Consider the following 25,082-nt stretch of genomic DNA (forward strand, 5'->3'; position numbering starts at 1 on the left):
GTAACCATTCACCTTCTAAATAAGTGTGATTAACTGCAAGTCAGCCACAGAAATTTATCGCAGACTCGCCGCCTCTTTATTTAAGAAAGGAATCCATTGAGGCTCCACAGCCGCTTCGCCGATTCATTAAGTGAAAAGCAGGGCTGAGGGTCTGCTCAAAGCTTTCTGTTGCTGACTGATAGTTTGGAACAGCTATTTAGCGCAATTGACCGGGAAGGCTTCCAGCAAAAACGACAGGATGTACCAATTTACATCACTTGAACGAAGGTAATGAATTACCGGGATCCCATATGGGACACCGACTAATGAGGATAGTATGAGAAGCATCATTAATACCTGTCGCAATACGAGCCTTGCCGCTTCGCTGTTGTTACTACTCACGGGATGTTTTGATGGCAGTAGCCGTGAAAATCCCCCTAGCACTCCACCTACACCCGATCCTATTGTTTGCGAGGCTCCTGAAATCGCCAACGACAGTGGTGATGCCTGTGTACTTCCAGAACCAACGGTGACACCAGCGGACAATGAAGCCATTATTTTCTACAACCGTTCTGATGCAAATTACGAAGGCTGGGTACTGCATTTATGGAACAACGACAACTGCCCCAACACAGTAGCGGAACCTACCAACTGGCCTGAAGGGCCTAGCGTAGCTGGCGTTGACCCTGTCTACGGTGGATATTTCATCATTCCTTTAATGGAAGGCTATTCAGATTGCATGAACTTTATCGTGCATGACGCTGCTGGCGTGAAAGACATTTCACAGCAAGACTTGATGATGAATCTAACGGGCTCACGCATGGTCTGGACATTATCTGGCGTGAATGAAGTCTTTACTGAGCCCACAGTTGAAGTTGCTGTTGCAGTAACAGGCGCAGCAGCACATTGGGTAACGGCCAACACATTAGTATGGAATGTGGATACCGACACCACTAGCGAAGTCAGGCTGTATCATTCCATGACGGCATCGTTGACCCTGGAAGAAGACGGCAGTATTTCGGGTGGTGAATATGTCACTCTGACCATGGGTGCAACAGAGAATGACCCGGCGGCAGAACTGATTAAACATACCAGTTGGCCTGCTTTTCACCTTGATATTACGAGTGAACAAGTCTCGAACCTGATCCGCTCACAGTTGTTAGCTGTCAGCCTGGACGCAGAAGGTAAAGTCATCGCGGCAACGCAAGTACAAATGCCTCGTTTGTTAGATAGCTTATTTACTGCTGGCGACAACGATGCCGACGAGCAAAGTCTAGGCTTGCATTATACCGAGCAAGGTATTCAAGCTGCCGTTTGGGCTCCCACAGCACAGCAAATGAAGCTGAATATTTATAATGCTGACAAATCACTGCAAAGCTCTATGGATATGGCCTACGACGCCAATACTGGTATCTGGAGCAGCGATATCAGTGCCGATATGGATCGCCTGTTCTACCGATTCGAAATCACGGTTTATCATCCTGTCAGTGGCAACGTAGAAACCCTTGAAGTCACTGACCCTTATTCTGTGAGTTTGTCAGCCAATGGTCGCTATTCACAATTTGTGGATCTGACCGATGCCGATCTCAAACCTGACAACTGGGATACTCATAACGTTCCGACCATTGCCAACCCGGAAGACGCTGTAATCTATGAAGGTCATATTCGCGACTTCAGTGTATTCGATGAAACGGTAAATCCCGCTTCTCGTGGCAAATACATGGCCTTTGCGGAACCCAATTCAATTCCGATGCAACACTTACAAACTCTAGCGGACGCAGGTTTAACCCATTTCCATCTGCTACCAGCCAATGACATTGCCAGCATTGAGGAAAATCCTGAAAACACGGTTAATATTAACGATACCGTTGGCGACTTGTGCGCTATCAATAGCAATGCATCCGTTTGTGCCACACACGACAGCACCAGCACCTTATTAAGCGTATTTGAAAGCTTTGACCCAGCCACAACCGATGCGCAACAGTTGTCTAACGACATGCGCAATAGCGACAGCTTCAACTGGGGCTACGACCCTCACCACTTCAACACTCCGGACGGCAGCTATGCCTCAGATGCCGATGGTGTCGCTCGAATCAAAGAAATGCGCGCCATGGTGCAAGGTTTGCACAACGTTGGCCTGCGCGTGGCGTTAGACGTGGTGTATAACCACACCAATGCTTCCGGTATTAACACCAATTCGGTAATGGACAAACTGGTTCCGGGTTACTACCACAGATACAACGCCACGACAGGTAACATTGAACGTTCAACCTGCTGTGAAAACACAGCCACAGAACACCGCATGATGGAAAAATTCATGGTGGACTCGCTAGTGATGTGGGCTGAACAATACAAATATGATGCCTTTCGCTTCGACCTGATGGGACATGTTCCCAAATCTGCAATTTTAGCAGCAAGAAGCGCGGTGCAAGCCGTTGATGCGGATAACTACTTTTATGGTGAAGGTTGGGATTTCGGCGAAGTCGCTGGTGACCAACTGTTTGAGCAAGCCACTCAGAAAAACATGGCTAATACCGAAGTGGGTACATTCAACGACCAAATCCGTGAAGCAGTGCGTGGAGCAGCAATTTTCAGTGGCAACAGCAGCACCGGAACCCTCGTCGTTCAAGATAAGATCCGTATGTCTCTAGCGGGCACTCTCACCGATTATCAGTTGGTGAATTCCAACAATGCTTACGTGAAAACCAGCTCTTTGGGTGGTTACGCTGGCGACCCTGCCGACATTATCAACTATGTCTCCAAACACGATAACGAAACTTTATGGGATCAGCTGAACTACACATTGCCTGAAACCATTTCTTTGGAAAATCGTGTACGCGCACAAAACGTTTCTATGGCGATTCCATTATTAAGCCAAGGTGTTCCATTCCTGCAAATTGGTGGTGACTTCCTGCGCTCAAAATCCATGGATCGTAACTCTTATGATGCAGGTGACTGGGCTAATAGAGTCGATTTCAGCTTACAAACCAGTAACTGGAATTCAGGCTTACCTTCACAACAGGAAAACGGCAGCAAGTACGAGCAAATTGCCGCCATGTTAGCTGATAGCAATCGCGCGCCCAGCGCTTCTGACATCCAGTTTGCCGCCAGCGTCTTTCAAGAATTCTTGCGTATTCGTAGCGGTAGCCCGCTTTTCCGTTTAACCAGTGCTGAAGAGATTAAAAACCGCATCGGATTCCACAATGTGGGTTCTGATCAAACGGGCGGCCTTATCGTCATGAGTATCGACGATGGCACAGGTTTAACTGATCTTGACCCAGCCAATGATGCCCTTGTACTGATCATCAATGGTACGGATTCAGCATTGACGCACAACATCCCGACGGCTCAGGGCTTCACCTTACATGCCATTCAAGCTAATTCCGTTGATGCCAATATTCGCACAGCGCAATTCTCTGCAACTGCAGAAGGTGGCGACTTCACGGTTCCAGCTTATAGCCTGGCGGTATTCGTGAAACCTCAAGGTGGACAGCAAGGTACAGGGTTATCACCCTTTGCAACAATCGGCACACCCGACACCGCTCCTTTTGGTGATACCAGCGTGTATCTGCGCGGCAGCATGAATGGTTGGGGAACAGACAACAGCTATAGCTACACCAGTGACGGCGTGTATCAGCTAAGCATTACTCTTGATGCAGGCACAGACTACGAGTTCAAAGTCGCTAGCGAAGACTGGAGTACAGTGGATTTCGGTGCATCAGGCGACACCACAGTTCAGCTTAACACCGCGCTCGCTTTAACGCGTTCCGGTGCGAATATGCATTTCACACCCAGTGAAAGTGGTAGCTATGTGTTCTCATTGGATGCTTCCGATCCAGTGTCACCAACGCTAACGGTTAAGGTAGAAGAACCTTATGCCGGAACCAGCGTATATCTGCGTGGTTCCATGAATGGCTGGAGCGAAAACGACGCCTTTACCTACATTGGTTCAGGCCAATATGAAGTGTCAGTTGCGCTAACTGCGGGTGACTACGAATTCAAAGTCGCTTCCAGTGATTGGTCTACCGTTAACTTTGGCGCTAACAGTGCATTGGCGGTAAGCAGTACAGTAGATTTGGTCAACAATGGCGGCAATATCGCTCTGTCAGTCGCCAGTGATGGCACTTATGTATTTACATTCGATGCAGCGAATCTCGACAACCCAACAGTGTCTGTTTATGAAGCAGGCATGTATGGTGCAACTGAGATTTATGTGCGCGGCACCATGAATGGTTGGGGAACTGACGATGTCTTTAGCTTTGATGGCAGCCATATTTATACGGCTCAGTTAACACTTGGTGTCGGCAACTATGAGTTCAAAATCGCCTCTGCTGATTGGAGCTCGGTGGATTTTGGTGCTGGACAAGCAGGTAATCAGGTTCAACTGGGTCAGGGTTTACAGCTAGCGCGTGTTGGCGGTGATATCAGCTTGAGCATTACTGAAGCAGGTGATTATCAGTTCCAGTTAAGAGGCCCAAATCCTGATGCACCTAAAATTAAGGTTAGCAAGCTTTAAATAAGGGTTTCTGAGCTAACCTAACCACTGATATAACATCTTAAACAGGTCATCAGTCGAATATACGCGGCTGATGATCTGCTAATACAGCAAATCTGTCAGTAAATCCGCGTAGATATCTTCCAGCGTTACCAAATCTGAAATATTAATTCGCTCGTTAACCTGATGAATGGTTTTATTAGGCACTCCCACTTCCACCACCTGAGTATGTTCTGACGCGAAGAAACGGCCGTCTGAAGTACCACCAGCCGTCGATAACACCGGGAATTTGCCAGTGTTACGATGAATCGCCCTTTCCACAGAAGCAATTAAGCACTGATCCATACCTGTAGCGGTAAAATAAGGCTCACAGGCACGTTCCCATTCAAGTTCAAAGTCGCTAGTAACGGCTGACAACTGAGCACCAATTAGGGCTTCAAGTTGCGCTTGAGTATAGTTATGGCTATAGCGAATATTGAAGCAAATCGAGCACTTGGCTGGCACTATGTTGTCGGTAAACTCGCCGGAATCAATATGGGTGATTTGCAGACTGGTTCCCGGAAAATCATCGCTTCCAGTATCCCATTCAATGGATTCAAGCGCATTAATCACCTTCGCCATTTTATGAATCGCATTGTCGGCATACTGTGGATAAGCCACATGCCCCTGTTTTCCTGTCACACGCACTTGTGCTGACACTGCGCCTCTGCGCCCAACTTTAATGGTATCGCCAGTAGTATGCTTAGACGTCGGTTCTCCAACAATGCACTGGTCGATTTGAATTCCCTGTTCATCCAGGTATTGCTTTATTGCCTTGCTACCAAATTCCGCTTCACCTTCTTCATCGCTGGTGATCAGCCATAAAAAACGCACATTTAAAACCGAAGACAGTTTTAGCACTCGCTCACTCGCTGCCAACATGGCCGCCAAGCCGGTTTTCATATCTGCCGCACCACGCCCAATGAGTTCATCCATGATAATTACAGGTTCAAAAGGGTTAGTCTTCCAACGCCCAAGATCACCGGGGGGGACAATGTCAGTATGCCCGGCAAAGGCCACCGTGCGTTCACCTTGCCCGATTTCGGCAATCAGGTTCTTTACACCCTCAACCTCAAACTGATGGCATTTAAAACCTAATGCACTGAGCTTGCCTGCCAACCAATCCTGGCATCCCGCGTCCAAAGGCGTAACGGAAGGACGATAGATCAATTCAAAACTGTAAGGGATAGATTTGGCATAAGCGGGAACAATGGAACGAGAGGCGGAAAAATTCATGATATAGACCCAAAGCAGTTTTTCATTGGGCGCTAATTACAGCGAAAATGAGTGACAAAATGATGTCGGGAAAACGACAAGCTCATGACATACAATTCCACGGGTAACTGAATTTCCAGAGACTTACTCTATTCACACTGACAAGTTAGCGTCTATACTATTAAAAACATAGACATAAGAATAACAAACTAAAGGAAAATCACTTGGTAAGGCTACTGTTTTTAATCCCGATAATACTCTGCTTGATATGGGGGATTTATCTCCGACAAAACGGCTATTCTCTTGGTCAGGGCAAAAAGGGATTTATCTATATTCTAATATTCTCAAGCGCTATCGCCGCCTTTTATACCTTAATGCTTTTTATTACCTAAAGGACGTGGCTAAAGGGCTGAGCTAAAGAGAGAATAGTGCAAGCTGGCACGCTATCGACAACCAGCTTGCGCAAACAGATGAACTCCCGTCGATATCAACCAACCAACGCTAACAAGACGCCCGCAGCCACAGCAGAACCCAGAACACCTGCCACATTGGGGCCCATAGCATGCATCAACAGAAAGTTATGAGGGTTGGCCTGTAAACCGACTTTGTTTACCACACGAGCCGCCATAGGCACGGCAGAAACCCCAGCCGCGCCAACAAGAGGGTTAATGCCGCCACCCGACAAACGATTCATCAACTTGGCCATTAATACTCCTGCTGCCGTACCAATGGAAAAGGCAATGGCACCCAAAGCCAGTATTCCCAGGGTTTCCAAGGTAAGGAACTTATCGGCTGACAACTTGGAACCGACACCTAATCCCAAAAAGATGGTCACAATATTAATCAACTCATTCTGGGCTGTGCTGCTAAGCCGATCCACAACGCCACTTTCCCGCATCAAATTACCCAGGCAGAACATGCCAACCAAGGGTGTTGCGGTAGGCAAAAACAGAATGGTTAACCCCAATACCGCTAGAGGAAAAATGATTTTTTCGCGCTTACTGACATGACGCAACTGCTGCATTTCAATCTTACGTTCTTCCTCTGTGGTTAAGGCTTTCATGATAGGCGGCTGGATAATTGGCACCAGAGCCATGTAAGAGTACGCTGCAACGGCGATTGCGCCAAGCAAGTCTGGTGCAAGCCGAGAGGCCAGAAAGATGGCGGTTGGCCCATCAGCGCCGCCAATAATGGCAATGGCTGCGGCATCTTTCAAGGTGAATTCAAAACCAGGCACAAAGTTCAGCAATATAGCGCCAAATAAAGTAGCAAAAATACCGAATTGAGCAGCTGCTCCCAAGAGCAACATTCGAGGGTTAGCGATTAAAGCCCCAAAGTCGGTTAAAGCGCCTACGCCCATGAAAATGAGTAGAGGAAACACGCCGGTATCAATACCGACCTTATAGACGTAGTAAAGTAATCCACCCGCTTCTGAAAAGCCCGCCAAGGGAATATTGGTGAGTATTGCGCCAAACCCAATAGGTAATAACAATAAAGGCTCAAACTGTTTAACAATGGCCAGATAAAGCAGTAATAAGCCAACAGTAATCATCACTATTTGACCCAAAGCAAAATTCGCCAGAGCCGTGGATTCCCATAACACCAGTAACTTGTCCATAAGCACTTACCCTAAAGTCAACAAATCTTGACCCGTTTGAACGCTCTCCCCTTCCTTAACCAAAACCTGAGAGATGGTTCCTGTACTGGCGATTCGTACTTCTGTTTCCATTTTCATGGCTTCCATCACGATGACGACATCGCCTTGACTGACTTGCTCACCCGGTTGAACCAATACTTTCACAATATTACCCGACAGCGGTGCTTTTAGGCACTCTCCAGCAGAAACCGATGTTGACTGCGGCATCGACTCAGCTCTCGATTCAACGTCACTGACAGGCTTAATGCTTTGCAACGAGCCTTCTTCAGCGACTTCAACATGATAAACCTTACCATCCACACGCACCGCATAAGATGCTGGCTGTGACGCTTGAGCAGATGATTGATTGGCTGATTGAGCTGAGCCCGCAGACTGAGCTTGAGCTTTCTCAGCTTCATTGCCCGGTGCAGGTTCAAAGGCATCAGGATTATCGCGATTTTGCAGAAACTTAAGGCCGATTTGCGGGAACAGTGCATAAGTGAGCACATCGTCCACCAGGTTATCAGCTACCCGAATACTATGTTCTTTAATGTGGCTTTCTAACTCTGCGGTTAATTTATCCATTTCAGGTGTTAGTTTATCAGCCGGACGACAGGTAATCGCTTCTCCGCCTTCAAGCACCCGAGACTGCAATTCCGCGTTAACGGGTGCGGCCGTTGCACCATATTCACCTTTCAAAACGCCAGCGGTTTCTTTGGTAATGCTTTTATATCGTTCGCCAGTTAATACGTTCAGTACCGCTTGAGTACCAACAATCTGCGATGTTGGCGTCACCAGCGGAATAAAGCCCAAATCTTCACGCACCTTGGGAATTTCACGTAACACCTCATCTAAACGATCTTGTGCGCCTTGCTCACGTAGCTGATTTTCCATATTGGTTAGCATACCACCAGGAACCTGGGCAATAAGAATTCGAGAATCAACGCCTTTAAGGCTACCTTCAAATTTCGCGTATTTTTTACGAACTTCACGAAAATAGGCGGCTATTTCCTCCAACAAGCCCAGATCCAGCCCGGTATCTCTTTCTGTGCCTTCAACAATAGACACCATGGTTTCTGTGGCGCTATGCCCGTAAGTCATACTCATTGACGAAATAGCGGTATCCAACATATCAATGCCGGCATCAATGGCTTTTTGGTAAGTTGCCGTGCTTAAACCTGTTGTAGCGTGGCATTGCATTGCGATAGGCACGTTAACAGTTTCTTTTAATCGGGTAATGAGTTCTTCACATTCATAAGGCTTCAACAGCCCGGCCATATCTTTGATACAAATGGAATGAACACCCATATCCTGTAACTGCTGTGCCAGCCCTAACCAGGTTTCCATGGTATGCACAGGGCTAACGGTATAGGAAATCGTACCTTGCGCATGAGCCCCCACACGAATGGCGGTTTTAATCGCCGCTTCCAGATTACGCATATCATTCATGGCATCAAAAATGCGAAATACATCCACGCCATTCTCATGAGCTCGCTCGACAAAGCGCTCTACGACGTCATCAGCATAATGGCGATAACCTAATAAATTCTGCCCTCGCAGCAACATCTGCTGTTTGGTGTTCGGCATCGCCTTTTTTAAGGCTCGAATACGCTCCCATGGATCTTCACCTAAATAACGAATGCAACTATCAAAGGTTGCACCGCCCCAGGATTCCATCGACCAATACCCGACTTTATCCAGCTTCTCTGCAATAGGAAGCATATCTTCCAAACGCATACGTGTAGCCAATAGAGACTGATGGGCATCTCGAAGTACCAGCTCGGTTATCGCAAGAGGTTTGGACATAGTAAGGCTCCTTATGATGTGGGTGCGTTATTGTTTTTGTCGATGTTGATGAATAGCTGCAGAGATTGCAGCAACAACGGCGGGAGAAACACCAGCATTACCAGAACTAATACCTGATGATCGGGATTTGACCTTTTGTGATACTTCTTCACCAGGAAAACGGGCACAAAATTGCTGGATCAGTTTTATTGCAACAATCAGTATGGCAAGAAATGAATAGACAACCGCCATACCAATAAAAAGGAGAAGTAAAGAGTCCTGGAGGAGAACAAAAATATCGTCGTGCATACTGTAGGTATTTATAACTGTATGTTGTACATGATAATTAGCACGCAGACGGTAAAAAAACAATGAATAGATAAAAAAGGGGCTCACAATGAGCCCCTTGAAATATTATTGTTCGATGAATCTAGATATTAGCTACATGAAAGCTAATTTAACATTAATTCAAAACACGTACCTGTTGTGATTCTGTCAAGACAACATCAAGATCTTGGGTAGATCTGATACTCGTACCATTTAGATGATACACTCGAACATTGTTGCCATTTCTCAATACAACATCCGCTTTACCATCAAGATTAAAATCATCGGCAACATTAAATTGCCATTCAGCATCTTCCGGTAATGCTACGTCATCAGTAGAAATTGGCGCTCTTCCATTCATAAAGATAATTTTCCATTTTCTTGTGTCCTTGTTACGTATAAGCACGTCACTGGAACCGTCACCATTGAAATCTGCAACTCCCTGAATTTCGTCTTTCAAATCCGTTGTTAACGTTGAAAGGTAACCTCTATTAATAATATTGGTATTTTCATACAGGTAGATATACCAACCACCAGATACACGATTTCGAATTAAGATGTCGGGACTACCGTTAGCATCAAAGTCTGCTGCATCAACAATCTCCCAGGTTAGAACCTGAGACATTGGGGGATTTAAAATGGATGCCACTTGTCTGGTGTTGATTAATGACATTGTCCATTGACCCGTTTGCTCATTACGTAAAAGCACATCGGCCATGCCATCCTGATTAAAATCAGCAACAGCCTGCACCCCAACTAATTTGGCATTCTCTATATTGCTGTAGCCTCGACTAATCATGGTAGAGCCATTGAAGAAATAGATATACCACTGCCCAGAGGTAGAATTACGGATGATAACATCGTCGTATCCGTCACCATTGAAGTCACCAGTACCATTATATTGCCAGGAAGCAACTGCAGACATCCCTTCAATATTGTCAGTTTGAGTGACCTGACCGTTGTTAGTCAGATGAAAACTCCATTTCAAGGTATTTTCATTACGATAGATAATATCTGCATACCCATCCCCATTAAAATCTGTGCGAATAAACGTCGCAGCATCTTTATGAACAGAGGGATCCGTACCAGCGATAACTTCGTCACCATCACTGATGCCATCATAATCACTGTCTAACATTGAAGGATTTGTGCCTAACTGAAACTCTCGTAAATTTGTTAGCCCATCATTGTCTAAATCCAATTGAGCATCAGCATCAGACAAAGGATTCAAACCATACAGGGTTTCAAATTCATCGCTCATCCCATCATTATCATCGTCGGTATCGGAATTATTACCTAAACCATCACCATCAAAATCCGAAGATTCACTAGGGTCTAATGGAAATAAATCATTCTCGTTTAACACTCCATCAGCATCGATATCATTAGCATTGCTAGCATCAAACGGCGCACCATCGGTAATATCATCGATCCCGTCATTATCATCATCCGTGTCATTTAGATTGTTAATCCCATCATTATCAAAATCCTCAGAATCATTGCTAAGGGACTGACATGAACCAATACGTTTAAAATCATTGATAGCCCATGCGTTTTGAACAACATTCACTTGTTGGCATGACAGGTTATCTACTGATAGCCATAAGATTCTCAATAAATCCTTAACACCTGATAACGGTGACAGATCGGATACATTCGTGTAATAGAGATCTATTGCCTCAAGACGGGTAAGCCTTCTCAACGCGGAAATATCCGATACATCAGCACTTCGAAGATCTAATACATCGACATAGGAAAAACGTTCTATCCCTTGAATGGAAGTTACATTACGGCAATTTAAAAAGTCGACTTCTGAAGTTAGTCGCTCAGAAGAAATAGAATTTCGTACACATTGTTCGAAACTGCTATCAACCTGATTCAAAGCCTCTTCAATAGAAAAATAAGGATTATTTTCATCATAGATGGATGAAACTTGAGTAGCGACCTGGTTAATCGCATATACAGCATCTGCACCATCGCTACTCTGCTTATCAACTCCACATGCGAAACTATTGAGGCAGGTTAAATCTGGAGAGGAAAATAATGGAACAGGAGAAGCCGAACCAAATGCCGATGGATAAGCCATCACAGTTGAGAACTGATCATCAACGCCATACCCGCGTCCAAAATCAAAAACGGTTCCAACACTACCTTGAACCAGTGAATGCCCCAAGCCCATATTATGGCCCAACTCATGTCCTAAAGTGTCGTATCCACACGAACCCAGCGGTCTGAAAAAATCATGGTATGTATCAATAACAACGCTCACTGACTTTTTGAATTGAAAAGACTTTGAGGAGTTTCCATTCAAAAAGCCTAACCCACAAAGATCATCTCTATTTCCATATTTCATTACAACAATGAAATCAGCCTTCTCTTCTATTCGTTTATCCCAAATAGAATTTAACATTTGATCAGTAAATGGATAGAGTGCAAAACCAGTAGAATCACTTAACGAATCTAATATAGTTTGCTCACTTGCAAACTCGATATCAGCCTGAATAAACCCGGCATTAACAATATTCAGATTTATACCACTAGAAGAATAAATGCTGTTATTTGCAACCACCCATTCGGTTAATGTTGCATTTACATCGGGATAATTCTGAACAAATTCATCAGTCACAACAAACAGCACCTTAAAGTCTTTTCTGGAAGTAGACGATGAAGTTACTGTGCTGCTAACAGACTGCGATGAGGAAGACTTATATTGTTCTCCAACATCAACGACTGAAGAACTGTGGTCCGTAGTCTCTACAAAATCGTCTTTACCACCAGTTCTATTTATTTCCTTGAATATACGTCCGTTTTTAACTCGGAAGGTACCTGATTTAGTAGGGATCCATGCAGAGAAATAATCAGGGTGTTGGAACAACAGTATGGATGGTAAACGAATATCGGCAGTATTTTTTGCATGAACGATACGAATCCCTTCAACTTGCTCGATATGTGTGACCTTTGCATTGAGGACGCTATTTTTCAGAGGAATGTTAATACTTTCCCCTTCACTCAATGATGCTAATTTTACTTCATTAATAACGATGGAAACTGAATCACCACGCTGGTTTTGACCTAATGTCCAAACATCAACAGGCTTATCCAAAGCAAACACTCGTCCAGACAGGGCGATAAAAATCAACCCTAAACACCTTATCCCATTCAACTTCACAACTTGTAACTCCATAATCTTGCTATATACACATAATGGTCATTATGACCGAAACTACAGCGCAGATTATAAGTTATTTTTTAATCAACTCCCAAAGCCTTTTTATACAAAGTTCTTTTTAAAAAAACCTAAACACCGGTATTAAGAGGTTGTATTAAGCCTGTTATTTCACGTTCTAATTAACATTTTTTGCTTACATCAAATCCCATCCATCAACTTTTTTCTTTCATTTTAAATTGATAGATCAAGCATTCATCTCCTTAAAACCATCAAAACTTACAGTCATTTAACCAGGTCATCAGGCATGCATTTATCCTTAAGTTAAGCAAAGCCATTTCAAGCTATCTTCATCGTTATTTAACAATCACCTAATATGAATAAAAAACCTACTTTAGATAAATAAAAATGCATAAGAAATTCAAAATTTACTCCAATTACAGTGATTTTGAGAGTTCAATCATCAATTTCCAATATGCAAAGCGATATACGTAATATCTACAACCACAAAACGAAAAATTTATAATTTTTTAATAAAATACAAATAGTTATAAAAAACCCATACGATACAACAATAAATAAACTATAATCACACAAGTAATACTTTCGGTAGGTAGTATTGGTGTTTGGTTTTCGGGAACTTATATCAAGCATTTCTAAACAAATGAAAAAATATACCCAAGAATTACTAGACATACTCTTAAGTAAATGCGATGTTAATAGCGAACTCGATATATGGACATACACTAAACATCCATAAACGCCTATAAAGTTGTAATATCGGTCACAAACAAGACCTAAGATGTAACAGATTGTTAACAATTGTGGTTTTTTAATGACATAGATATAGATTGTTATTTTTACCCAACAAGCTGATTTAGCAGGCTTTTCCGGTAAACAAAGATACCTCACAGAACCTTCATGCATAAATACTGGATAAAAAATTCCAGATTCCCCCTTGTATATTTTTTATTATCGGCTACTATTTTTACCTAATGGGAGAAGGCTTCGAGTTCAATTTTATTAACAGGAGGCGATTAGGATGGAAACTATTCATACATTTAGCGGGAAATTATTGCGCGGTATCCGCAAAGAGGCTGGTTTTACACAAGCTGAGTTGGCTCAACGAGTTAACATCAGTCGCGAGACCGTGGTTGCAATTGAGAATGAACATCCTCGTACAATTCAATCATTGGAGTTGGATATTGTAAGAAGATGGTGGCGTGCCTGCCACATTAAAGTTTCAAGCCAAACAAAACATACGTTTGTTGACTACATCATGCAGTTTTTGAAGCTGTAGATGCAGGTTTGAAATAAGAATTACAATTTTTCCAGATAAGAGATGCTATCCAGTGCTATGGATAATGCGAATGTAGTGTCTTGCAGGTCTGTAGCAAGTTGTCGGGTAATGTGTTTTTTAAACCATGACTCGCAGTGAGCTCGCGTGCTCACTGCCTAGAATACTAACATGTGATATCTGAAAGCAGAGACTATAAATGATATCCATCACAATAACAGATGTCTCATAATCACAAGCGACCAAAGCTCCCCATCATTTACGCATCACTTTGCAAACGATTTCAACAATACAGATGTACTTGTACAACCCTCTACTATTCATCATAAATACACATTAACGTTTATAGCACCACAGCCTCTCCCCACATTTATTATTATTCATCAATAAGAAAGAACTGCTCCCTTCCCTCTTTATTACAAGCAATAAAAAGGAGCCCGAAAGCTCCTCTTACACTATCAACAATAAGGGTTGCTTAGAACTTATATGACGTTCTCAAATACCATGATCCTCCCTCATAGTTTGCAGCACTACGACGAGGGTATTGCAAACCTACACTCAAACGGTTCGCATTAGGAGGGCCAATTTCATCAATGTATTCATCAAAAATATTGGCTGCACCCAGGCTAATACGCCAAGCATCCGTTGGGTCATAATTTAATTCCATATCGAAATACACTACCGAATCAATTTCAGCAGATGGCTCAACATCAGCATCAATAGTACCGCGTTCATCATAGTGCTTACCGTAGAAGTTAGCACGAGCCATCAATGACCACTGCTCATTGAACTCAGTAATAGCGCTTAATACAAATCTTTCTGTAGGGAAGTTATTCTCGATATCTTCGATTGTTGCATCACTAACAGGGTTCACACCATTAATCGCTCTTTGACCTACCACTTCAATTTCGTTGTAGTTAAAAGCAAGGGATAACTCAGTGCTGAATCCACTCCAATCAAGTTGTGAAGTAAGCACCAAATCGAAACCTGCATGCTCTACATCCAACGCATTGGTGTAGAAAGAAATGGTAGTTTCTGGAGCACCCGCTTCATCACTAATTGGAACCTGAATATCACCCGTACGATAAATACGATCATCAACCGCAATCTGGTACAAATCGAAGGTTAAGCTGGTGTTTTCCCCAAACCTGGTCGTAAAACCGATACTGAAGTTAGCAGATTCCTCTTCTTTTAATCCTGTGCCACCTGCACGCATAGCCAATTCGCTGGTAGCAGGAACCAAACCTTCTTCAACTTGCTGACCCGTAGTGCCATCGAAAGTGGTAATAGTGGTTCTTACATTGGCCTGCCCTGGCGTTGGAGCATGGAAGCCCGTAGAAACAGCCGCACGCAAGATAAAGTCGTCAGTGATGTTATAGCGAGTCGCGATCTTGCCATTTGCGGTACTACCAAAATCCGAAAAGTCTTCGTAACGCAATGCATACTGCATCAACCAGTTATCAGAAATATCGTGATCTAGTTCAGCATAAATAGCATAGTTATCACGACTGAACTCTCCAGAATCTTCCGGGCGGAAACCGCCTAAACCATTAGAGCCTGCGCCAATGTAAGAGTTTTCTTCACCCGCATGAACAGTGTAGGTTTCATCACGCCACTCAGCACCAAATGCCAAATTCATATCCAAGCCAATAGGCATTGAAAAATCAGCATTAAAGTTAACTTCTTCCTGTTCGTAACCACCAACATCAAAATCACGTTGCAATGGTTCCCCATCACTCCCCAATCCTAATGTTGGGTTAGTAGAATTATTTAAGAAGTAATCTAATTGATTATTACCAATAGACGCACTGAAATCATAATAAATGCCATTACTGAATTGGCCTTCAACTCCAGCAACAAAACTGAAGTCGGTTTGATCGCCATCAAGATAAGGCGTATAGCCCGTTTCTAACAGAGCCCCATCATAACCAAAATCATTCACCAAAGAGGCTAAAGAAGAATGGCCTGGGTCACGATAGAAAAAGCGGTATCGACCTTCGGTATCACCATAGTTGCCATGCATGTACAGATTAGCATCTTCCGACAGTTTAAACCCCGCATTAACAAACAAACGTGTACCGCTGGTTTCAGGTCTTCCCCATGTTTGAACCAAAGGAGCATCACCAAATGGTGAATCAGCACCAACCCCTACGACACCAGCATCAATAAGTGCTTGAGCCGATGGATTTTGAATACCACGCGACAAGGCATCGTTATCAGTATGTTCAATACTCAGATTAAGAAAACCATCACTTCCAATAGACAAGCCTTTGTTCGCAGCAAACTTAACACTCTGTTCACCTTCATAAAATTGACCATACTGAAGCATGACCTCTCCACCATGATCAGCATCTTTCATGCGGAAGTTCATTACACCAGCAATAGCGTCAGAACCATATTGAGCCGCCGCACCGTCACGCAAAACTTCAACCGCTTTCAGAGCGATGTTAGGGATCATGCCAACATCAGGCCCATGAGCACCGTTACCCGCAGCAGGCGCAAAGAAATGCACTAAAGCCGAACGGTGGCGACGTTTTCCATTAATCAAAACCAAAGTTTGATCAGGAGCCATACCACGCAATGCTGTAGGACGTACAAACGCACTACCATCCCCAGTTGCGGGACTCGCAGTATAAGAAGGCACCAATGTTTTCAGATTATCAGTAATATCTGCCGCATTACCCAGTGAATTGAATTGCTCACCAGAAAAAACATCTACGGGAACCGGAGAATCATCAACAGAGCGAGGGTTAGGACTACGACTAACAATTGAAATGACTTCCACTTTGTCATCTTTTTCCTGGGCAACAGCCATTGGTAAGGGAGTAACCAATGATGCCGCAACAGCAAGCACTAAAGGCTTCAGCTTGTAACGTACCATGTGTTTTTCCTTTGTTGAGTTTGATATAAATAAAAGGAATTAAAAAAGACTCTTAATAACTCCAACCACATTAAGAGCAAAAAATTGACCGCATTATGACATAATACAGTAATAAATTTTCCTTTAATTTCTGATAACTTATCTGAAAATCATCTAGTAAAACTGGATCTGGCAGTTTTCCCCTAACCCTGCTACCTTTGCCACACTCGCAATCAAGACGCCCGAATAGTAAAACCATGAGTAAAAAAGTCGCATTTATTGGACTCGGCGTAATGGGATACCCCATGGCTGGATACCTTAGCAAAGCCGGACATCAGGTAACTGTATACAACCGTACTTCCTCAAAAGCCCAACAATGGACTAACCAATATCAGGGAAGCATTGCCACCACTCCTGCAGAAGCAGCTCAAAACGCAGATTTTGTTTTTGCCTGCGTAGGAAACGACAACGACCTCCGCGAAGTAACAATCGGGGAGCATGGCGCTTTTCAATCCATGCGAAAGGGTTCCATTTTTATTGACCACACCACCACTTCGGCAGCCGTTGCCAGAGAATTGGCGAGCATCAGCGCCAGTAAAGGCATTGGATTCCTGGATGCCCCCGTGTCCGGTGGTCAAGCTGGTGCTGAAAACGGCGCCCTTACCGTCATGGTTGGCGGTGAACAAGCTCACTACGACGCAGCAGAACCGCTTATCGCTTGTTTCAGCAAAATGTGCAAACGCCTGGGAGAAACAGGTAAAGGCCAACTGACCAAAATGGTCAACCAAATCTGTATAGCTGGAGTATTACAAGGCTTATCAGAAGCCATGCACTTCGCCAAAGCCAGCGGATTAAATACCGACGAAGTAGTTGAAGTTATCTCCAAAGGTGCCGCACAATCATGGCAAATGGAAAACCGCGCTTCAACAATGGTAAAAAATGAATTTGATTTTGGCTTCGCCGTTGACTGGATGCGTAAAGACCTGGGAATAGTGCTGGACGAATCGCGACGTAACGGCACTCACCTGCCACTAACAGCCCTGGTTGACCAATTCTACGGTGAAGTACAATCACTAGGCGGCGGTCGTTGGGACACATCAAGCCTGATAGCTGTACTAGAGAAAATTAAACATAACAACTAATGCTAACCAGCCGAAGTCGATGTAAATCCAAAGACTTCGGCAACTTTCACCTTAATAAACAGCATAGTTGATGCAAATTTATCCGCTTGAATAGCCCAGCAACAGCACAATGGTGACAAGCCAATAAAAACTGCTTATACTTCGCACCGTTTTTTATGTACCGGTTCTGGCGCAATTCAAATAAAAAGCACGTTACATTTCAAAATGGCCCTATAGCTCAGTTGGTTAGAGCATCCGACTCATAATCGGCAGGTCCCCTGTTCAAGTCAGGGTGGGGCCACCATTCACAGCAAGACATTCAAGCGTAGTAAACACTAACAAAATTACATTAAATAGTTATTTATAGCATATTTATAGCAGACTAAACATTTACTTGAATTTGGACTGTTTCACGAACAGCCTATACAGCAAACTACCATTAAAAATGACAAAGGCTGCTAAAGCATAAACGACCATAACATACAGAGTGTCATCTACATCAAAGTTCCAGACTGCAATTTCGCTTGACGAAATGACCTTTACTGCTGAAGGAAGGTTGATGTAGAACAGTACAAAAAATGCAACGAATATGGGTAGTACTGTTCCGTATAAAGTTTTATTGATTTTTTCTCGGCATCTCTTCTTTGCACTGTCCCCTGACGTAGCCTCATCCTGGTTTAAAGCTTCCGTAATTTTTGGCCAAGCCAGATTAAAAAGGAATGTTACGAGAGTAAGCAGTAAGCCCGATACTGCAACAATGTCATTCAACTTCATTTAGGCTCAGCTCCCGACAAAGTAGTGCGTGAGAGTCCTCACTGATCTCAAATTGGCCAGCACTGCCTTTTCTCTTAGTAATAGGCTTATAAGTTGGCTCGTTCTGCGTAATGAGCATATTAAGCTCGTCTTTTACAACATCAGAGTTTATGACAACTAGATACATTTCATTGGCGTACTCGGCTGACTCGATAACTGTCTTCATTGTACTGAGGAGGACGTCGTCTAACTTATGCCTAAATCGAGAAACTGTATTTTTTAGAAGTGTCTTGCTTTGACTTTGCGTTAACTGGAAAATTGTTGATATCTGAGACTCGGTCGGAAGACTCTCCGCAAAATAGCTTTGGATTAAATAAAGCAATCTATCTTGCTTTGCTTCATCTGCTCTATTTGGCATTCCACCTTCGACGAGCATTGTTAAATATTCTGTAAGCGATGCCTTCGCGATTTTGTTTAAAGCACCTTGAATATCCTGGTCATTAATCTTTAAAGTCTTCTTTATCAGCTCTTTCTGTTCTAGTTCAAATTCATTGTCATCAATATGGAAAGTAATCTCCATTTCTGCCCCTTATGTGTAACAGTTGTATTAATGCGAATTTTCAGCATGCCCGTTTTTAATCCCATACCAATCATTCAAGTAATTTGAATTTTCCCAATATTAGCAATAGTTTAAATCAAATTACTAGCCTCTTATTCATATGGCATATTTTGGAAAGCAAGAATTGGGATTTATACCTCCCTGCAAATTTGAATCATCCACTTAAATATCAACGAGTTAAATCATTACCACCTATAAAAAAAGAGAGTCACATTAAGTAAAATGGATAATAATAACCACTTAATAAACATAATTTCATTATGGTTTGTATATATACATACTTGTAATGAAGAAGGGAATCACATGTCGCTGTTTATTGAATCCGTGCGGGCAGAACTAAGAGTAAAGCACTACAGCCTACAAACCGAAAAATCATATTTAGCCTGGATCAGGCGCTTCATTCGATTTCATGACCTAAAACACCCAAAAAGCTCTCTTCAACTCTGAGATTGAGCAATTTCTCAGCCATCTAAGTCTGAACCGCCAAGTAAAAGAAAATGAATAGTTGAGATTGGGAAGCTCAAGCTTCCCCCAAGTGACTTTGTTTAAAAAAACCATCAAGCCAATTATCAAGATCCTCTCTCAAGTAACGAACAGATCGACCAATCTTGATAAACCTAGGTACAGGAGTTTGAATCGCCCCGGGTTTGCCGGAGACTCAATAACCTGAGAAACTGGAGTCATGAAAAAAGCTGGCGCTCCTAACAAGCCACCAGCCTTTATCCAATCTGCTTTAAAAATGAAAATAGAAAGCAATAATTCAAAGAATCAGCAATTAGCCAGCCAGCATTCTTCTTTCAACGTCTTTCATGATCTCGCAAGCCGGTTTTAACACTCGCGCCAAACGAGATTGTTCTTTATCATGAACGGTCAGAGCGTCAAGAAACAGGTTAGCAACTCGTTTTTTCTTCTCGGATTCTGTGCCATCAGCTTGAAGAGCTTGCAGTTTAAGATCCAGATTTTCCAGAACACAGCCATAGTTACCCAGTCTCTTGGTGTATTCAGAAGACACGCAGGTCTTTTTCACATTTGAATTATTCAGGAAACTAAACCCTAAATTTAAATAGTGGTAAATGTCTCGATGCCAGGTAGATAAATCATCATTTACCCAGGGACTATCGCAACCCGCAATCGCCTGACCAGGTTGATTAGACGTTTGCGTATAGAGCGCCGCCTTGGCTGGTGGAACCCATGACTCACCTCGCCCTAAATGGGAAGACGAGGGTGGAAACCCGGTTGCATACATATAGGTAGTACAAGGAAAACAAGAAGAAATTTTTGTTGTTTGGCTACCAGTAGAAAGTTCAAAAGGTTCAGTCCAAGGACCACATTCACGACATTTTTGGATGGCGGAACACATGCCATGTACGTAACCCACTAAATGACTACCTTCCTGTTGCACTGGGTCGCCGGCTGTCCAGGTTCCCATGCCTTCTTTAACATCGTTCGATAAATTGATTTGCGAGTTTGGAGAGTCTGCGCCCACTAATTGCCAATAATGTCCTTCAGGATCCCCTTTCCAGCGTTCACCATTTTCATTCTTCACTTTTACACGAATGGTAGGCTGCAATATCTTTTCTTCATTCACAGAGTCATGAATCACCCCTGTGTACGCCCCTCTTCCTTCGTAGATTTTTCCCCAGTTTTCACTAGATTTGGCCCCCTGAACCACTTCTGCCGTTTTCTCTAGTTCAATAGCCTGACGTTCTTTGTAGTACGAATGAGCCCCACCTTGAACACCGCTAATTAGCTCGCCTGCGCCACCATGAACAGATTGCCCATCTTGCAGATAACGCCCCATGTCCTTATCAATTTTACTCAACGTATAAGAAACACCATCCAGCACATTCATAAATTGTGATGCTTCCGCCACCAAACTCTCATCTTTAAGAGCAAACGCAATGGTTTTGATGTCTGCTTCCAATACACCACGACGTTCAGTATCCGCTCTTCTGGTACTTTCCCAATAGGTTAATCCTCCTTCACGAATTCGGGTCTTAACCTCTTCCAACTCCCTTTTTAAATGCTCTAAAAGCGCTTCATCATTGAGACCAAGCGCACTATAACGCTGACGGACTTTGACAATATCGTTAACCGCTTTTTCAATTTCTTCCAGAACATTGGGAGACTCACGCTCATAATCAAATTGACAAGGTTGACCAAGATGATAACGAGTTGCAGTAAAGCCAAGGATAACACTGACCACAATGGCATCGGCTTCTTTCTTGTAGATGTCTTTAAAAGATAATGTTCCATTATCGACATTCACGGGAACATTCAATCCCGCTTTTAATATGGTATTAGGCATAACCACTCCTGATTTTTGATTGCTAATTTCATCTCAGGAGACTGTTTCATTTTCACGAATACATATCGCGTTATTACAGGCTAAAAATGCGTTGATTCATACTAAAGTTAAGAATTATCAGTCAGCTATAAAAATATTGCCTGAACACTACAAGCTGGCGGATATCATCAATGGCATGAATATGGGTGATTTGCAGCCAATCAAATGCAAAATAATTTTTCGACGATCTGTATCCAAATGGAGATAAATACAAGGCAAAATCGTCAAAAAACGCCAATTCCTCCGAAAGCTTCAACATTTTAAACTTTGCATTTCACATATTTAGCGTATATTTACCACTCTTCAAACAAAGCAAATATTAAAGGATTACTCGCATGCAATACGATGAATATAAAGTCATACATGTCGTTGAAGGTGGTTGTGGAACTCTTCTATTAGGCTCCAGTGGTCTCCCTCTAAAAAAAATGGAATCAACGTTAAACGCAGAAGCGGCCAATGGTTGGCAGCTTGTATTTCAGGTTATTGAAAACAAGCGTTTCATGTTGTTCTGGACCCGTGAAGCCATCATTGTGACACTAGGCAGAAAGCATGGTTAAAAACCTGATTCTACGAAGCATTCGTAAATATCAGGCAACTGGAGGTTCAAAAAAGCATTTCAATATTGAATGCAATTTTGAACCTTCCTGTTCTGAATATACTTATCAAGCTATAGCCAAATATGGTGTATTGAAGGGATGCTCTTTGGGATTAAAGCGTATCAAGCGCTGCAATGATCCTGATTGTATTCACAAAATATCCGACCCACTCATTTAACAGCCGGAGGTGTATATGGACATGGAAACTCTACAACAGGAAGAAGATGCGCTAAGAAAAGAGATCTCGCAACTCCCCCCTGAAGCCAAAAAACATTATTACGAACTTGAGAAGCAATGCGTCAAAGACCCAGACACTTATGCTGTGCTGAACTGGTTTTTCGCAGCAGGGTTGCATCACTTTTATCTCGGCAATACCGGGCGTGGAGCGATTAACGCTGTAATCATGCTTATCGGTTTATTGATGATCCAAACCTTTGGCATTTTCCTTATTCTTCTTGTCATCATCATTGAATTACCGCAGCTTTTTAAAAGCCAAAGCATCGTTTATCAATACAATAACAACGTAATGCGACGGCTTCTGGCAGAAGTGAAAAATGAAGTAGAGGAAGCCAAGCACCATGACTATTAATGACAACCGCACCTGGTTAACCATTATTCTTGTCGCTCTTCTCACTATTGCTGTATCTGTGTACCAATTTTTTGTCGTAGGTGTTCCCTATCTTTCCGAACAAATTGCCAGCGCACTGCCAGCAAAAGCTTATGAATATGTCGATGAGGCAGCTTTAAAATCATTGTCAGATTCAGATTTCAAACCCTCAAAGCTAAGCGACGAAAGACAAAATGAAATTAAAGCCCTCTTCACCAGGCTAACCGAAAACCTGGATACCGAAAGGCAATTTCAACTGAAATTTAAAAGCTGGGAAGAAAAACCCAATGCCTTCGCCTTTGCCAATGGCACTATAGTAATGACAGATAAAATGATTGAGCTGGCAGAAAACGATCAGGAAATAGAAGCCATTTTGCTCCATGAAATAGGACATGTTACTCACAATCATGTTATGGAAAATCTGGTTGGGATGTCGGTTGTCTCTGTCACTGTTTCGCTGATTATTGGTGATATATCAGCCTTATCGGATATTCTAGTGCAAGGTGCTACATTTGGAATTTCACTTAACTATTCAAGGGATGCCGAATTGGAAGCTGACCATTATGCATCTGAAAAGTTGACTGAGATTTATGGCAATACCGAGGCGATTGTTTCTATTTTTAGCAAGTTGAAAGAGTTTGAAGACGACTCACAATCCTGGTTGAGCACTCACCCTGATTTAGATGATCGCATTCAGATAATGCAACAGCATTAATCATCATTCAAAATTTGTAAATAGACCATAGAGTTACATTTACCCTCGCAGGCAACTTAAGTACAATATTGTGCGCACAAAAACAGCATAAAGAGTAAAACGCGAATAAATAAAGCGTGATTAAACGTTGCCTGCAGCTTCATTTTCCTCGCATACAAAACCTGAGCTGTACTTGGTTTTTATGGTTGTCGAGAGTTGGCTTTAACCCAAACGGAATAACAAAACGCCTGGAAAACCAGATACCTATGCCTAAACGCAAACTCTCATCAACCGATCTCGTTGGTTTCTATATTTCATCCATCCTGGGAGCTGGCATTCTGGTCATACCGGGCATCGCAGCCCAACTAGCCGGCCCAGCATCGATTTTAGCCTGGTTTTTATTAATTATCGGTACGATCCCTATTGCCCTCACCTTCACCATTATTGCTGGGCGTTATCCCGGCCATGGCGGCATAACAACAATCATTTACCCGGGTCTGGGTGTTACCATTGGTAAAAGTGCTGCGTTAATGCTTGGGTTAACCATGATCATTGGCAACCCCTTTAGTGGATTGGCTGCTACAAGCTATTTAAGTGAGCTGATTGCCATTCCAGAAGGCTGGCCTTTTGCCACCGTTGCCTACGGCTTTCTACTGCTCAGTGTGGCGTATAATTTTATGCCACTGAAATCTTCTGCTCTTGGGCAACGAATACTCACCGCCAGTATCATTTTGATCTTGCTGATCGTCTGCTTGCTTGGACTGCCGAATGTCGAAACCAGCCGCTTACAGCCCTTTATGCCACATGGTTGGGATGGTGTTGCAGGTGCCCTGGTTGTGGGATTCTTTTCGTTCTTGGGTTGGGAAAATGTCGTCGCCATATCAAAAGATGTAAAAGACCCTGTAAACAGCTTTCGCAAAGCCTTTTGGGTATCTCTTGGCGTTATCGCCCTGCTCTACCTTATGCTAGCCTTCTTTGTAGTAACGGCCGCCCCCACTGATGTCATCAAGGAAAAAATCACTATTGTTTCTTATTTGTTACCCGTTGGATTAGGTGACTGGGTTGGCAAGTTTGGAGCTATCTTCGCTATCGTCATTATTGTGATCTCCAACAATGCCTGGGTTATGGGAGCCGCTCGTTTAATGGTGTCATTATCGCATCAGGAAATACTGCCAAAGAGCATTGCCAAAGAAAACGAACATGGTGTGCCTACCAATGCCTTGCTATTTTTAGCCGTGGGATATGCGCTGGCGGTTGCAGCATATCAAGCACTTGGCTTGAGCGAAGAAGATTTATTAGCTTTGGTGAATGCGGTCTTCGTTATTTTATACAGTTTGGCGTTTTACTCGGGTATTGTGCTGTTTAAACACAAATCGGAAAAGCGATGGGCAATATCAGCATTGCTGCTCTCAATGGTATTTGCCTTTATCGTTGGTAAAACCCTGATTTGGGCAGTTCTGATCGCCACGGCTTCCTACATTTTGGTATATGGACTAGGTTATCGTAGCCAACAGAAACTTCAGCTCGAACAATCGGAATAGCCTCT

18 protein-coding genes and 1 tRNA gene are annotated in these 25,082 nt (G+C 43.2%); 10 read left to right on the plus strand and 9 right to left on the minus strand.

Annotated elements, in window-relative coordinates; all coding sequences use genetic code 11:
- Positions 1-316 precede the first annotated feature (316 nt).
- Complete coding sequence (gene pulA / locus KIH87_RS13010) at positions 317-4,495, plus strand: pullulanase-type alpha-1,6-glucosidase (RefSeq protein ID WP_232358297.1); 4,179 nt, start codon at positions 317-319, stop codon at positions 4,493-4,495.
- A gap of 81 nt (positions 4,496-4,576) precedes the next feature.
- Here pulA and dapE read toward each other — a convergent pair whose 3' ends face one another.
- The 5 genes from dapE to KIH87_RS13035 all read right to left on the minus strand — a co-directional run bounded on the left by dapE (position 4,577) and on the right by KIH87_RS13035 (position 12,660).
- Complete coding sequence (gene dapE, locus KIH87_RS13015; RefSeq protein WP_232358298.1) at positions 4,577-5,749, minus strand: succinyl-diaminopimelate desuccinylase; 1,173 nt, start codon at positions 5,747-5,749, stop codon at positions 4,577-4,579.
- Positions 5,750-6,215: 466 nt separating this feature from the next.
- Positions 6,216-7,346: a sodium ion-translocating decarboxylase subunit beta gene (locus tag KIH87_RS13020; protein WP_232358299.1), complete on the minus strand. Its 1,131-nt coding sequence runs from the start codon at positions 7,344-7,346 to the stop codon at positions 6,216-6,218.
- 6 nt (positions 7,347-7,352) lie between these two features.
- Positions 7,353-9,170: a sodium-extruding oxaloacetate decarboxylase subunit alpha gene (gene oadA, locus KIH87_RS13025; RefSeq protein ID WP_232358300.1), complete on the minus strand. Its 1,818-nt coding sequence runs from the start codon at positions 9,168-9,170 to the stop codon at positions 7,353-7,355.
- A 27-nt stretch (positions 9,171-9,197) separates the two neighbouring features.
- Positions 9,198-9,545: an OadG family transporter subunit gene (locus KIH87_RS13030; RefSeq protein WP_232358301.1), complete on the minus strand. Its 348-nt coding sequence runs from the start codon at positions 9,543-9,545 to the stop codon at positions 9,198-9,200.
- Between the two features lie 67 nt (positions 9,546-9,612).
- Positions 9,613-12,660 carry an FG-GAP-like repeat-containing protein gene (locus KIH87_RS13035; RefSeq protein WP_232358302.1) on the minus strand — a complete coding sequence of 1,016 codons (3,048 nt, stop codon included), beginning with the start codon at positions 12,658-12,660 and terminating at the stop codon, positions 9,613-9,615.
- A gap of 1,024 nt (positions 12,661-13,684) precedes the next feature.
- Between KIH87_RS13035 and KIH87_RS13040 the strand changes: the two genes are divergently transcribed.
- On the plus strand, positions 13,685-13,942 hold the full coding sequence (locus KIH87_RS13040) for a helix-turn-helix transcriptional regulator (RefSeq protein ID WP_232358303.1): 258 nt from the start codon (positions 13,685-13,687) through the stop codon (positions 13,940-13,942).
- Between the two features lie 472 nt (positions 13,943-14,414).
- On the opposite strand, the gene KIH87_RS13045 is transcribed toward KIH87_RS13040, so the two are convergent.
- A complete protein-coding gene (locus KIH87_RS13045) occupies positions 14,415-16,820 on the minus strand; it encodes a TonB-dependent receptor plug domain-containing protein (RefSeq protein ID WP_232358304.1) in 2,406 nt (801 codons plus the stop codon).
- A 236-nt stretch (positions 16,821-17,056) separates the two neighbouring features.
- Here KIH87_RS13045 and KIH87_RS13050 point away from each other — a divergent pair, with 236 nt between their 5' ends.
- Both KIH87_RS13050 and KIH87_RS13055 read left to right on the plus strand, forming a co-directional pair.
- Positions 17,057-17,941: an NAD(P)-dependent oxidoreductase gene (locus tag KIH87_RS13050; RefSeq protein ID WP_232358305.1), complete on the plus strand. Its 885-nt coding sequence runs from the start codon at positions 17,057-17,059 to the stop codon at positions 17,939-17,941.
- 206 nt (positions 17,942-18,147) lie between these two features.
- A tRNA-Ile gene (locus KIH87_RS13055) sits at positions 18,148-18,224 on the plus strand.
- An 86-nt stretch (positions 18,225-18,310) separates the two neighbouring features.
- Here KIH87_RS13055 and KIH87_RS13060 read toward each other — a convergent pair.
- Positions 18,311-18,694: a hypothetical protein gene (locus tag KIH87_RS13060; RefSeq protein WP_232358306.1), complete on the minus strand. Its 384-nt coding sequence runs from the start codon at positions 18,692-18,694 to the stop codon at positions 18,311-18,313.
- On the minus strand, positions 18,681-19,253 hold the full coding sequence (locus KIH87_RS13065) for a hypothetical protein (RefSeq protein ID WP_232358307.1): 573 nt from the start codon (positions 19,251-19,253) through the stop codon (positions 18,681-18,683). Before KIH87_RS13065 ends, KIH87_RS13060 begins: the two co-directional genes overlap by 14 nt.
- Positions 19,254-19,595: 342 nt before the next feature.
- Here KIH87_RS13065 and KIH87_RS13070 point away from each other — a divergent pair, with 342 nt between their 5' ends.
- Entirely contained in the window at positions 19,596-19,739 is a 144-nt protein-coding gene (locus KIH87_RS13070) for a phage integrase N-terminal SAM-like domain-containing protein (protein ID WP_232358308.1), read from the plus strand.
- A 328-nt stretch (positions 19,740-20,067) separates the two neighbouring features.
- On the opposite strand, the gene KIH87_RS13075 is transcribed toward KIH87_RS13070, so the two are convergent.
- A complete protein-coding gene (locus KIH87_RS13075) occupies positions 20,068-21,600 on the minus strand; it encodes a hypothetical protein (RefSeq protein ID WP_232358309.1) in 1,533 nt (510 codons plus the stop codon).
- Positions 21,601-21,974: 374 nt separating this feature from the next.
- On the opposite strand from KIH87_RS13075, the gene KIH87_RS13080 reads away from it, so the two are divergent.
- The 5 genes from KIH87_RS13080 (at position 21,975) to KIH87_RS13100 (ending at position 25,077) form a co-directional block, all read left to right on the plus strand.
- A complete protein-coding gene (locus tag KIH87_RS13080) occupies positions 21,975-22,196 on the plus strand; it encodes a DUF4177 domain-containing protein (RefSeq protein WP_232358310.1) in 222 nt (73 codons plus the stop codon).
- Complete coding sequence (gene yidD / locus KIH87_RS13085) at positions 22,189-22,413, plus strand: membrane protein insertion efficiency factor YidD (RefSeq protein ID WP_232358311.1); 225 nt, start codon at positions 22,189-22,191, stop codon at positions 22,411-22,413. The genes KIH87_RS13080 and yidD overlap by 8 nt, the downstream gene beginning before the upstream one ends.
- Before the next feature lie 15 nt (positions 22,414-22,428).
- A complete protein-coding gene (locus tag KIH87_RS13090; RefSeq protein ID WP_232358312.1) occupies positions 22,429-22,824 on the plus strand; it encodes a TM2 domain-containing protein in 396 nt (131 codons plus the stop codon).
- A complete protein-coding gene (locus KIH87_RS13095) occupies positions 22,814-23,557 on the plus strand; it encodes a M48 family metallopeptidase (protein ID WP_232358313.1) in 744 nt (247 codons plus the stop codon). Before KIH87_RS13090 ends, KIH87_RS13095 begins: the two co-directional genes overlap by 11 nt.
- A gap of 245 nt (positions 23,558-23,802) precedes the next feature.
- Positions 23,803-25,077: an APC family permease gene (locus KIH87_RS13100; protein ID WP_232358314.1), complete on the plus strand. Its 1,275-nt coding sequence runs from the start codon at positions 23,803-23,805 to the stop codon at positions 25,075-25,077.
- The last annotated feature ends 5 nt before the right edge of the window (positions 25,078-25,082 follow it).

The sequence above is a fragment of the Paraneptunicella aestuarii genome, from assembly GCF_019900845.1.
In the GTDB taxonomy this organism is placed as follows: Bacteria; Pseudomonadota; Gammaproteobacteria; order Enterobacterales; family Alteromonadaceae; genus Paraneptunicella; species Paraneptunicella aestuarii.